Source organism: Dokdonia sp. MED134, from assembly GCF_000152925.2.
Classification (GTDB): Bacteria; Bacteroidota; Bacteroidia; order Flavobacteriales; family Flavobacteriaceae; genus Dokdonia.
The window spans coordinates 2,327,268-2,342,615 of sequence record NZ_CP009301.1; the positions used below are offsets into that span (position 1 = coordinate 2,327,268).

2 protein-coding genes are annotated in these 15,348 nt (G+C 40.2%); both read left to right on the forward strand.

Going from position 1 to position 15,348, the window contains the following annotated elements:
* The first annotated feature begins 529 nt into the window (after positions 1-529).
* On the forward strand, positions 530-14,317 hold the full coding sequence (locus tag MED134_RS15205) for a Calx-beta domain-containing protein (protein WP_038598650.1): 13,788 nt from the start codon (positions 530-532) through the stop codon (positions 14,315-14,317).
* A 57-nt stretch (positions 14,318-14,374) separates the two neighbouring features.
* Complete coding sequence (locus MED134_RS10320; RefSeq protein ID WP_038598653.1) at positions 14,375-15,316, forward strand: type IX secretion system membrane protein PorP/SprF; 942 nt, start codon at positions 14,375-14,377, stop codon at positions 15,314-15,316.
* Positions 15,317-15,348: the final 32 nt, after the last annotated feature.

The following is a 15,348-nucleotide window of genomic DNA, read 5'->3' on the forward strand; positions in this document are numbered from 1 at the left end:
CATAACAAATAAGCCAATTTTAGCAATAGGCAACAAATTATCAAATAAATAAAATATAATAAAAATGTAAGATTAAACTTGTTAACATAATTTATTATGACTGATAAAATACTGTTAAAAATAGCTTAAAAACAGAAAATTTTTCTAATTGGTTGATAGCGAGTTACTTGTAAAAAATTGATTTAAGTTCATTTTTTTGTTAATTTTATTTAGAAACTAATTTGATCAATTTCTGTTAATGCCTTTGTTTATGTATCTTTCGGGGCGTTAAGAAATTTTTTTGACCTTTTTTAAAATGTTAAATTTTGTTAAAAAAAGTATACTGTATTTTCGGTGTAATTTTATTTTAACAAAAATTTTACTTGTGTAGTATGTCGATATAATTTTTCGGTTTATCGGATAATTTGCTAGTTGTTTTGGCTGGTAAAATTCATTATATCTCCGTAATCTACATTTGTTTTGGTTTTTAAATTACACCCTCTTAATTGATAATCAAACCCGAAAGCTTGTCTTTCACTTTTAATAGTTTATGAGAACAACTACATTCAGTCAGAAGGTAATTCTTAGTCTTCTTTTATTTCTTGTTTCTTCTTCGTTAATCTATGGGCAAAATGCAGTAAATAATGCAACTTTTACCGCTCAAGGAGCTACTCCATTAGTTTATTCTGAGACAAACCCTACTAATGGCTTGGTAGAGACTTATTCTTGGGGACAGGGAAGTGATTTTCGTCTTGCAACTGTAACTTTAGGAACAGAAACCTATTTTTTAGATAACGATTTTACGCAAATAAACTACAATATTGTCCGTGTAAGTGGTAATGGTGGTGTTACAGGTGATAGGTGTAGCTTTTTTGTTCTGGAAGACACTGATAATTTTAATTATCAATCCAGCTTTCCTGGAGCTTTAAATGATTGCTCTATGCAGGAGGTGCTAAGAGATCCAATCGTTACGAGAGGGGCAAATGATGTGTTTAAAAACGCAACAGCTACCGCTCAAAATATTGAAAGAATAGATGTTCTCTATGAGGCATTTGAGGTTCCTTCGACAGCTAGTTTAAATCAAGTAGGCTTTATAGCTCCAGAAAAAAATGGTAACAGTAGTTATAGAGCGGCTCCAATTTTAGCAGTAGACCCAGTTACTGGAGAGCCTACTGCCTTCGGTCCGGTCATAGAAATAAATGGAGCAACAGATTTTGGGATTGTAACGAACTCTGTTGAGTGGAGTTTTTTAGCAAATAACACAGATGGAACGGTAAACCCTTATAGAATAGGTGGAAGTAATGAGCCTGTTGGAATATCTCTTATTACACTCGCAGATTTGGGATACAGTGCAGGAGATACAGTTTATGGCATATCTTTCTTTGATAATAACGTACCATTTAATGCGGATTTATTAGATGTTACTGATGTTAATGATTTTCCAAATGCAAATGGTGGTGGGGCAGATATTAATGGAGGTTTAGGAGCTATTGTTACATCTTTAGCCACTATAAGTGGACATATTTATGAGGATTCTAATGCAAATGGTATACAAGATGCTGGAGAACCAGATCTAGTAGGGGTTAGTGTAGCGGTTACAGATTCTAATGGGGTTGATCAAATTCTTTTAAGCGACTCCTCTGGAGATTTTTCTGCTTTTGTAAGTGGCGGAAATACTACAGTAAATATTGATGAGAATGACCCTAATGTTCCTAATGGCGCTGTTCTCTTTGAAGGGTCTTCTAATGATGGCGCTGTATTTAATGTGACAGAAGGTCAAAACACATCTGTTGGTAATTTTGGTTTTGCCATTTTGGATAGTGATAATGATGGTGTGCCAGATTCTGAAGATGTATGTAATGGCTATGATGACTCAGCCGATTTTGATGGTGACGGGGTGCCAGATGGTTGTGATCTCGATGATGATAATGATGGGATATTAGATGAGGTTGAATGTGAAATACAACCGGTACAGTTTCAATATAGCCAAAGCCTTTCAAGTTCAAATGAAATTGTTTGGTCAGCCGTTGTTAATGGAAACGTGGAAACAGTTACAGTTACAGTAGCGACTAATCCTGTGTATTTTATAGGTAGTAATGGTACTGTTGAACCAGAAGGGGTTACTCTTACGGCTGGTCCTGATTTTCCTACTATTGATGCAGTAGATGGTGTTGGCCTAGCGGGTGGTGAAGTGGTAGCTGAGAGTGCTATTACTTTTACTTCTACAATCCCTTTGGAATCAATTCGTTTACCAAACCTTGATAATTACGATAGAGATAATAATGGCGCAGGAATAGGTGATCCCACTGATGCAATTTGTTTTACAATTCCAGGCAACTGGAATAATATAGTTGGTGATATGGCAGCCTATGATATTACTACAGGGGCGCTTACTTCAAATAATCAAGCAGGAAATGCAGCTGCAAATGTTTCAGTAGGTGGTGCCTCCACTCAAGAATTTGTTTTTCGTGGTGGTTTTGGAAGTGCGTTGTTGAGGGGTACGCCTGGAGGTGAAACAAATGATGCAGATGCAACTTTTGTAGCAGAAGCTCCTTTTACTGTTGCCTCGCTACTGTATGAAGATTTAACACAAAACGGCGTTAGAGATAATATTATTAACTCTTTTAGTGCTGCGGTATTAATCACCACGGCGGTTATTTGTCCAAATACAGATGGTGATGCCTTGCCAGATTATAACGATTTAGATAGTGATAATGATGGCTGTCCCGATGCCCTAGAAGGTGGCGCGACAAATATAGGTGTAGAAGATGTAAACGAAGATGGTAGTATCAATGTGGGTACAGTTTCATCTCCAATAAATGGTGGAGTTGATGCTAATGGTGTGCCTGTACTTGCAGATTCTGGTAACGGTCAGACTGTAGGTTCTTCTCAAGATGACACGGTTATTGCCGCTGAATGCTCTGTTGATGCAATAAACGATGATTATAGTTCAACGCCAATAGATGGTGTGGTTGGAGGAACTGTTGGAAATGTTTTTGATAATGATGAGTATTTAGGAGAAGTTTTAACTCCTTCAGACTTTACTATAACACCAAACACAAATGGACCGCTTACTGTAAATAGCGATGGTACTGTAGATGTGTTGCCAGGAACTCCATCGGGAACGTATACAGTTGAATATACAATTTGCCAAAATAGTACGACTATAACTCCACCAAATTGTGATACTGCCACAGTAACGGTTGTTGTTGAAGACCCAGTAATAGGTTCAATAACTAGCGACTCTCAAAATGAAGGAGATGATTTAGTTCATAACGTGGTGCTTAGTAATGGAAGTATAAATACAGAGATGTATCCATTTTCACTTGTAAATAACACGACAGAAGATAACGATTATGTGGCTACCCCTATTTTTAGCAACGGTGTTACTTTAAATGCGGCAGGAGATATGCTTATCGTACCTGCTGGAGTAACTTCTTTTACAATTACAACGCCTACAATTTCAGATTCAACGCTAGAAGATGATGAGTTTTATGATATATCTGTTGGAGGTATGAACGCTACCGGAACAATTACCAATGACGATGCTACCGTAGTAAGCATCGGCGATGTAACAGTAACAGAAGGAAATGACGGAACTACTGTGGTAGCTGAATTCCCAGTAACCTTAAGTGCTCCTGCCGATACAGATACAGTAGTAACTTTCACCGTTGCTGATGGAACAGGAACGCTTGGTGATGCAGATTATGTAGCACCAACAGAATTAACCGTAACGATCCCTGCTGGCGAGACGAGTGCTGTATTCCCAGTAACGGTAAATGGTGATGATGTTTTAGAATCAGATGAAGAATTTGAAGTAACGATTACTAACACTACCAATGGTACGATTGATCCTGCTGCCACAACAGGAACTGGAACAATTACCAATGACGATGCTACCGTAGTAAGCATCGGCGATGTAACAGTAACAGAAGGAAATGATGGAACTACTGTGGTAGCTGAATTCCCAGTAACCTTAAGTGCTCCTGCCGATACAGATACAGTAGTAACTTTCACCGTTGCTGATGGAACAGGAACGCTTGGTGATGCAGATTATGTAGCACCAACAGAATTAACCGTAACGATCCCTGCTGGCGAGACGAGTGCTGTATTCCCAGTAACGGTAAATGGTGATGATGTTGTAGAGTCAGATGAAGAATTTGAAGTAACGATTACTAATACTACCAACGGTACGATTGATCCTGCTGCCACAACAGGAACTGGAACAATTACCAATGACGATGCTACTGTAGTAAGCATCGGCGATGTAACAGTAACAGAAGGAAATGATGGAACTACTGTGGTAGCTGAATTCCCAGTAACCTTAAGTGCTCCTGCCGATACAGATACAGTAGTAACTTTCACTGTTGCTGATGGAACAGGAACGCTTGGTGATGCAGATTATGTAGCACCAACAGAATTAACCGTAACGATCCCTGCTGGCGAGACGAGTGCTGTATTCCCAGTAACGGTAAATGGTGATGATGTTGTAGAGTCAGATGAAGAATTTGAAGTAACGATTACTAATACTACCAACGGTACGATTGATCCTGCTGCCACAACAGGAACTGGAACAATTACCAATGACGATGCTACTGTCGTAAGCATCGGCGATGTAACAGTAACAGAAGGAAATGATGGAACTACTGTGGTAGCTGAATTCCCAGTAACCTTAAGTGCTCCTGCCGATACAGATACAGTAGTAACTTTCACCGTTGCTGATGGAACAGGAACGCTTGGTGATGCAGATTATGTAGCACCAACGGAGTTAACCGTAACAATCCCTGCTGGCGAGACGAGTGCTGTATTCCCAGTAACGGTAAATGGTGATGATGTTGTAGAGTCAGATGAAGAATTTGAAGTAACGATTACTAATACTACTAATGGTACGATTGATCCTGCTGCCACAACAGGAACTGGAACAATTACCAATGACGATGCTACTGTCGTAAGCATCGGCGATGTAACAGTAACAGAAGGAAATGACGGAACTACTGTGGTAGCTGAATTTCCAGTAACCTTAAGTGCTCCTGCCGATACAGATACAGTAGTAACTTTCACTGTTGCTGATGGAACAGGAACGCTTGGTGATGCAGATTATGTAGCACCAACAGAGTTAACTGTAACAATCCCTGCTGGCGAGACGAGTGCTGTATTCCCAGTAACGGTAAATGGCGATGATGTTGTAGAGTCAGATGAAGAATTTGAAGTAACGATTACTAATACTACTAATGGTACGATTGATCCTGCTGCCACAACAGGAACTGGAACAATTACCAATGACGATGCTACTGTAGTAAGTATTGGTGATGTAACAGTAACAGAAGGAAATGATGGAACTACGGTGGTAGCTGAATTCCCAGTAACCTTAAGTGCTCCTGCCGATACAGATACAGTAGTAACCTTCACCGTTGCTGATGGAACAGGAACGGTTGGTGATGCAGATTATGTAGCACCAACGGAGTTAACCGTAACAATCCCTGCTGGAGAGACGAGTGCTGTATTCCCAGTAACGGTAAATGGTGATGATGTTGTAGAGTCAGATGAAGAATTTGAAGTAACGATTACTAATACTACCAACGGTACGATTGATCCTGCTGCCACAACAGGAACTGGAACAATTACCAATGACGACGCTACTGTCGTAAGTATTGGCGATGTAACAGTTACAGAAGGAAATGATGGAACTACTGTGGTAGCTGAATTCCCAGTAACCTTAAGTGCTCCTGCCGATACAGATACAGTAGTAACTTTCACCGTTGCTGATGGAACAGGAACGCTTGGTGATGCAGATTATGTAGCACCAACGGAATTAACCGTAACGATCCCTGCTGGCGAGACGAGTGCTGTATTCCCAGTAACGGTAAATGGTGATGATGTTTTAGAATCAGATGAAGAATTTGAAGTAACGATTACTAATACTACCAACGGTACGATTGATCCTGCTGCCACAACAGGAACTGGAACAATTACCAATGACGATGCTACCGTAGTAAGCATCGGCGATGTAACAGTAACAGAAGGAAATGATGGAACTACTGTGGTAGCTGAATTTCCAGTAACCTTAAGTGCTCCTGCCGATACAGATACAGTAGTAACCTTCACCGTTGCTGATGGAACAGGAACGCTTGGTGATGCAGATTATGTAGCACCAACGGAGTTAACCGTAACAATCCCTGCTGGAGAGACGAGTGCTGTATTCCCAGTAACGGTAAATGGTGATGATGTTGTAGAGTCAGATGAAGAATTTGAAGTAACGATTACTAATACTACCAACGGTACGATTGATCCTGCTGCCACAACAGGAACTGGAACAATTACCAATGACGACGCTACTGTCGTAAGTATTGGCGATGTAACAGTTACAGAAGGAAATGATGGAACTACGGTGGTAGCTGAATTCCCAGTAACCTTAAGTGCTCCTGCCGATACAGATACAGTAGTAACTTTCACCGTTGCTGATGGAACAGGAACGCTTGGTGATGCAGATTATGTAGCACCAACAGAGTTAACCGTAACAATCCCTGCTGGCGAGACGAGTGCTGTATTCCCAGTAACGGTAAATGGCGATGATGTTGTAGAGTCAGATGAAGAATTTGAAGTAACGATTACTAATACTACTAATGGTACGATTGATCCTGCTGCCACAACAGGAACTGGAACAATTACCAATGACGATGCTACTGTCGTAAGCATCGGCGATGTAACAGTAACAGAAGGAAATGACGGAACTACTGTGGTAGCTGAATTTCCAGTAACCTTAAGTGCTCCTGCCGATACAGATACAGTAGTAACTTTCACCGTTGCTGATGGAACAGGAACGCTTGGTGATGCAGATTATGTAGCACCAACGGAGTTAACCGTAACAATCCCTGCTGGAGAGACGAGTGCTGTATTCCCAGTAACGGTAAATGGTGATGATGTTGTAGAGTCAGATGAAGAATTTGAAGTAACGATTACTAATACTACCAACGGTACGATTGATCCTGCTGCCACAACAGGAACTGGAACAATTACCAATGACGACGCTACTGTCGTAAGTATTGGCGATGTAACAGTTACAGAAGGAAATGATGGAACTACGGTGGTAGCTGAATTCCCAGTAACCTTAAGTGCTCCTGCCGATACAGATACAGTAGTAACTTTCACCGTTGCTGATGGAACAGGAACGCTTGGTGATGCAGATTATGTAGCACCAACAGAGTTAACCGTAACAATCCCTGCTGGCGAGACGAGTGCTGTATTCCCAGTAACGGTAAATGGTGATGATGTTGTAGAGTCAGATGAAGAATTTGAAGTAACGATTGCTAATACCACAAACGGTACGATTGATCCTGCTGCCACAACAGGAACTGGAACAATTACCAATGACGATTCAACAACCGTGACTATTGAAGATGTAATTGTAGATGAAGATGCTGGAACTGCAACGGTTCCTGTAACCTTAAGTAACCCAAGTGATGAGGATACTGTTATAGAGATAGTAACTACGACGGGTACTGCTGGTGAGGATGATTATGAAGAGACTATTGTAACGGTAACCATCCCTGCAGGAGAGACTGAAGGAGAAGTAATTGTTCCAATTACAGAAGACACGACAGATGAAGAAGATGAGATTTTCACAGTAGACGGAACGGTAACAAGTGGCAATACAGACAATACAGATCCTAGCGGAACAGTAACCATTACTGATAATGATGGTGCTCCAACCGTGACTATCGAAGATGTGATCGTAGATGAAGATGCTGGAACGGTAACGGTTCCTGTAACCTTAAGTAACCCAAGTGATGAAGATACTGTTATTGAGATAGTAACTACGACGGGTACTGCTGGTGAGGATGATTATGAAGAGACTATTGTAACGGTAACCATTCCTGCAGGAGAGACTGAAGGAGAAGTAATTGTTCCAATTACAGAAGACACGACAGATGAAGAGGATGAGATTTTCACAGTAGACGGAACGGTAACAAGTGGCAATACAGACAATACAGATCCTAGCGGAACAGTAACCATTACTGATAATGATGATGCTCCAACCGTGACTATCGAAGATGTGATCGTTGATGAAGATGCTGGAACGGTAACGGTTCCTGTAACCTTAAGTAACCCAAGTGATGAAGATACTGTTATTGAGATAGTAACTACGACGGGTACTGCTGGTGAGGATGATTATGAAGAGACTATTGTAACGGTAACCATTCCTGCAGGAGAGACTGAAGGAGAAGTTATTGTTCCAATTACAGAAGACACGACAGATGAAGAGGATGAGATTTTCACAGTAGACGGAACGGTAACAAGTGGCAATACAGACAATACAGATCCTAGCGGAACGGTAACTATTATCGATAACGATGATGCTCCAACCGTGACTATCGAAGATGTGATCGTTGATGAAGATGCTGGAACGGTAACGGTTCCTGTAACCTTAAGTAACCCAAGTGATGAAGATACTGTTATTGAGATAGTAACTACGACGGGTACTGCTGGTGAGGATGATTATGAAGAGACTATTGTAACGGTAACCATTCCTGCAGGAGAGACTGAAGGAGAAGTAATTGTTCCAATTACAGAAGACACGACAGATGAAGAGGATGAGATTTTCACAGTAGACGGAACGGTAACAAGTGGTAATACAGACAATACAGATCCTAGCGGAACGGTAACTATTATCGATAACGATGATGCTCCAACCGTGACTATCGAAGATGTGATCGTAGATGAAGATGCTGGAACTGCAACGGTTCCTGTAACCTTAAGTAACCCAAGTGATGAAGATACTGTTATTGAGATAGTAACTACGACGGGTACTGCTGGTGAGGATGATTATGAAGAGACTATTGTAACGGTAACCATTCCTGCAGGAGAGACTGAAGGAGAAGTTATAGTTCCAATTACAGAAGACACGACAGATGAAGAAGATGAGATTTTCACAGTAGACGGAACAGTAACAAGTGGCAATACAGACAATACAGATCCTAGCGGAACAGTAACGATTATAGATAACGATGATGCTCCAACCGTGACTATCGAAGATGTGATCGTAGATGAAGATGCTGGAACTGCAACGGTTCCTGTAACCTTAAGTAACCCAAGTGATGAGGATACTGTTATTGAGATAGTAACTACGACGGGTACTGCTGGTGAGGATGATTATGAAGAAACTATTGTAACGGTAACCATTCCTGCAGGAGAGACTGAAGGAGAAGTTATAGTTCCAATTACAGAAGACACGACAGATGAAGAGGATGAGATTTTCACAGTAGACGGAACAGTAACAAGTGGCAATACAGACAATACAGATCCTAGCGGAACAGTAACGATTATAGATAACGATGATGCTCCAACCGTGACTATCGAAGATGTGATCGTAGATGAAGATGCTGGAACTGCAACGGTTCCTGTAACCTTAAGTAACCCAAGTGATGAGGATACTGTTATTGAGATAGTAACTACGACGGGTACTGCTGGTGAGGATGATTATGAAGAGACTATTGTAACGGTAACCATTCCTGCTGGAGAGACTGAAGGAGAAGTTATAGTTCCAATTACAGAAGACACGACAGATGAAGAAGATGAGATTTTCACAGTAGACGGAACGGTAACAAGTGGTAACACTGATAATACAGATCCTAGCGGAACAGTAACCATTACCGATAATGATGGTGCTCCAACCGTGACTATCGAAGATGTCATTGTAGATGAAGATGCTGGAACGGTAACGGTTCCTGTAACCTTAAGTAACCCAAGTGATGAAGATACTGTTATTGAGATAGTAACTACGACTGGTACTGCTGGTGAGGATGATTATGTAGAAACTATTGTAACGGTAACCATTCCTGCAGGAGAGACTGAAGGAGAAGTTATAGTTCCAATTACAGAAGACACGACAGATGAAGAAGATGAGATTTTCACAGTAGACGGAACGGTAACAAGTGGCAATACAGACAATACAGATCCTAGCGGAACAGTAACCATTACTGATAATGATGGTGCTCCAACCGTGACTATCGAAGATGTAATTGTAGATGAAGATGCTGGAACGGTAACGGTTCCTGTAACCTTAAGTAACCCAAGTGATGAAGATACTGTTATTGAGATAGTAACTACGACGGGTACTGCTGGTGAGGATGATTATGAAGAAACTATTGTAACGGTAATAATCCCTGCTGGAGAAACTACTGGAGAAGTTGTAATTCCTATCGAAGATGATGAGATTGATGAGGATGATGAAATCTTCACAGTAGACGGAACGGTAACAAGTGGCAATACAGACAATACAGATCCTAGCGGAACAGTAACCATTACTGATAATGACGATGCTCCAACAGTGACTATCGAAGATGTGATAGTAGATGAAGATGCTGGTACAGTAACCATTCCTGTAACCTTAAGTAACCCAAGTGATGAGGATACTGTTATTGAGATAGTAACTACGACGGGCACAGCTGGTGAGGATGATTATGAAGAAACAATTGTAACGGTAATAATCCCTGCTGGAGAAACTACGGGAGAAGTTGTAATTCCTATCGAAGATGATGAGATTGATGAGGATGATGAAATCTTCACTGTAACTGGAACGGTGACTAGTGGTAACACAGATAATGATACCGCTCAAGGCGAAATTACAATTGTAGATAATGACGATGCGCCAACCGTGACTATCGAAGATGTCATTGTAGATGAAGATGCTGGAACGGTAACGGTTCCTGTAACCTTAAGCAACCCAAGTGATGAGGATACTGTTATAGAGATAGTAACTACGACTGGTACTGCTGGTGAGGATGATTATGAAGAAACAATTGTAACGGTAACTATCCCTGCTGGAGAAACTACGAGTGAGGTTGTGATTCCTATTGAAGATGATGAACTTGATGAGGGTGATGAAATCTTTACAGTAGACGGAACGGTAACAAGTGATAACACTGACAATACAGATCCTAGCGGAACAGTAACCATTACTGATAATGATGGTGCTCCAACCGTGACTATCGAAGATGTAATTGTAGATGAAGATGCTGGAACGGTAACGGTTCCTGTAACCTTAAGCAACCCAAGTGATGAGGATACTGTTATTGAAATAGTCACTACGACTGGTACTGCTGGTGAGGATGATTACGAAGAAACAATTGTAACGATAACGATTCCTGCAGGAGAGACTGAAGGAGAAGTTGTAGTTCCAATTACAGAAGACACGACAGATGAAGAAGATGAAATCTTTACAGTAGACGGAACGGTAACAAGTGATAACACTGACAATACAGATCCTAGCGGAACAGTAACAATTACTGATAATGATGGTGCTCCAACCGTGACTATCGAAGATGTGATAGTAGATGAAGATGCTGGAACGGTAACGGTTCTTGTAACCTTAAGCAACCCAAGTGATGAGGATACTGTTATTGAGATAGTAACTACAACTGGTACAGCTGGAGAGGATGATTATGAAGAAACAATTGTAACGGTAACTATCCCTGCTGGAGAAACTACGGGTGAGGTTGTACTTCCTATTGAAGATGATGAGATTGATGAGGATGATGAAATCTTCACAGTAGACGGAACGGTAACAAGTGGTAATACTGATAATACAGATCCTAGCGGAACGGTAACCATTATCGATAATGACGATGCTCCAACAGTGACTATCGAAGATGTGATAGTAGATGAAGATGCTGGTACAGTAACCATTCCTGTAACCTTAAGCAACCCAAGTGATGAGGATACTGTTATTGAGATAGTAACTACAACGGGTACTGCTGGAGAGGATGATTATGAAGAAACAATTGTAACGGTAATAATCCCTGCTGGAGAAACTACTGGAGAAGTTGTAATTCCTATCGAAGATGATGAGATTGATGAGGATGATGAAATCTTCACTGTAAATGGAACAGTGACTAGTGGTAACACAGATAATGATACCGCTCAAGGCGAAATTACAATTGTAGATAATGACGATGCGCCAACCGTGACTATCGAAGATGTCATTGTAGATGAAGATGCTGGAACGGTAACGGTTCCTGTAACCTTAAGCAACCCAAGTGATGAGGATACTGTTATTGAAATAGTAACTACGACGGGTACAGCTGGTGAGGATGATTATGAAGAAACAATTGTAACGGTAACTATCCCTGCTGGAGAAACTACGAGTGAGGTTGTGATTCCTATTGAAGATGATGAACTTGATGAGGGTGATGAAATCTTTACAGTAGACGGAACGGTAACAAGTGATAACACTGACAATACAGATCCTAGCGGAACAGTAACCATTACTGATAATGATGGTGCTCCAACCGTGACTATCGAAGATGTCATTGTAGATGAAGATGCTGGAACGGTGACGGTTCCTGTAACCTTAAGTAACCCAAGTGATGAGGATACTGTTATTGAGATAGTAACTACAACGGGTACAGCTGGAGAGGATGATTATGAAGAAACAATTATAACGGTAATAATCCCTGCTGGAGAAACTATGGGTGAGGTTGTAATTCCTATTGAAGATGATGAGATTGATGAGGATGATGAAATCTTCACAGTAGACGGAACGGTAACAAGTGGTAATACTGATAATACAGATCCTAGCGGAACGGTAACCATTATCGATAATGACGATGCTCCAACAGTGACTATCGAAGATGTGATAGTAGATGAAGATGCTGGTACAGTAACCATTCCTGTAACCTTAAGTAACCCAAGTGATGAGGATACTGTTATTGAGATAGTAACTACAACGGGTACAGCTGGAGAGGATGATTATGAAGAAACAATTGTAACGGTAACCATCCCTGCTGGAGAAACTACGGGTGAGGTTGTACTTCCTATTGAAGATGATGAGATTGATGAGGATGATGAAATCTTCACAGTAGACGGAACGGTGACTAGTGGTAACACAGATAATGACACCGCTCAAGGCGAAATTACAATTGTAGATAACGATGATGCGCCTACAGTGACTATCGAAGATGTGATCGTAGATGAAGATGCTGGTACAGTAACCATTCCTGTAACCCTAAGTAACCCAAGTGATGAAGATACTGTTATAGAGATAGTAACTACGACGGGTACAGCTGGTGAGGATGATTATGAAGAAACAATTGTAACTGTAATAATCCCTGCTGGAGAAACTACTGGAGAAGTTGTAATTCCTATTGAAGATGATGATCTTGATGAAGAGGATGAAATCTTCACTGTAAATGGAACAGTGACTAGTGGTAACACTGACAATACAGATCCAAGCGGAACTGTGACTATCGTAGATAATGATATAACAGGGAATCTTGATTTATCAAAGTCTAGTGAGATTGTAGATCTTAACGAAAATGGTGTTATTGATGCAGGAGACCAAATTAACTATACACTAACGGTAACTAACAATGGTTCAGTAGATCTTACAGATGTAGTTGTTTCTGATGAAATGATTATTCTAGAAGAAAATACAGTAGCATTGCTTATAGTGGGAGATAGTGTTGTGTTTACAGGTGTCTATACAATCACACAAGATGATATTGACACAGGAGAAGTTATAAATATTGCTTTTGCAGAAGGAGTGGATCCTGTTGGAGATATTGTAGTAGATCAGTCTGATGACCCAATGGATACAACAGATGTAGATACAGATGGAGATGGAGATGGAGAAGATCCTACAATTACTTTGATAGACCAATTACCTAGTCTTAACATCACTAAAACAGCTTCTTATCAGGACTTTAATGCCGATGGTTTTGCAAATGCAGGTGATCAGATTATTTATACTTTTGTTGTAATGAACACTGGAAACGTCACTTTAACTGATGTTCACGTAGATGACCCGATGGTTATCGTTGCAGGTGATCCGGTAACGTTACTTCCTGGTGAAAGTGCTACTTTTACTGCGGTTTATATAATTACCGAAGAGGATGTAGCCAATGGAGAGATTGTAAACGTTGCAACAGCAGTTGCTTTAGCACCGTTTGGTGTTGAAGTGATAGATGTTTCTGATGATCCAGAAGATCCAACAACAGATGTTGATGATCCAACTGTTACAGTGTTAAGTCAGACAGCAGGTCTTATTGTAAATAATGGTATATCAATAGGTCAAGATGGCCGCAATGATAGCTTTAGAATACAAGGACTTGAGAATTTCCCTGATAATACCTTAACCATATTTAACAGATGGGGTATTGAGGTGTACACTGCAGAGCGTTATGGTGTAGATGGTAATGAATTCAGAGGTTTATCTAACGGTAGAACAACTATAAGCCAAGATGATTATTTACCTGTAGGGACCTACTATTGGATTTTAGAATACGTAAATGCAGTAGGAGATACAGTTAATGAATCAGGATACTTATATATAACAAGATAAAAGATGTTAAATAGCCGGTAGTTTTTAAAACAGCCGGTGATTTTAATTAAATGATTTATGAAAAAGGTAGTTTCAGTTTTTGGATTCTTATTGATTTTAGCGCTTGGTACAACGTCCCTTTCTGCGCAGCAAGATCCTCAGTACACGCAGTATATGTATAATACCGTAGCTATTAACCCAGCATATGCTGGTAATAGAGGTGTAACTAGTATTGTAGGATTACATAGAAGTCAATGGGTAGGACTCGATGGAGCCCCAAGAACACAAAGTTTAAGTATTCATTCTCCTATTGGAGAAGGTAAAGTAGGTTTAGGGCTATCTATTGTAAATGATGCCTTAGGCCCATCACAAGAGACTTACGTTGGTGCAGATTTTAGTTATACAATCAACACTTCAGAAAATGGGAAACTTAGCTTTGGACTAAAAGCTGGAGGACATATTCTAGATGTAGATTTTACTAAGCTTACGCTTTTTGATGTAACAGATCCAAGGTTTTCTCAAAATATAGATAATAAGCTTTCTCCTATAATAGGTGCAGGACTGTATTATCACACAGAAAATTTTTATGCAGGTGTAAGTGTTCCTAACCTTATAGAGACCGAGCACTTTGATTTAAGTAATAACTCATCAAGTGTAATAGCTAGAGAGCGTATACATTATTATGGTATTATGGGTTATACTTTTGATATAAGTGATCAACTTAAATTTAAGCCTAGTACACTTGTTAAAATGGTTGCTGGAGCTCCATTGCAAGTAGATCTTACAGCAAACTTCTTAGTGATGGAAAAATTACACTTAGGAGCTGCATATAGATGGAGTGCAGCACTTAGCGGCCTGGTAGGTTTCCAAGTTTCAGACAGTATGTTAATAGGTCTTGCCTACGATAGAGAGAGTACAGATTTAGGTGATACCTTTTATAACGATGGTAGCTTTGAAGTATTTTTACGATTTGAGCTATTTAATGAGTATGATAGAATGTTAACCCCTAGATTCTTTTAATAAGTTATTTTTGACTTATTCAAACTTACAAT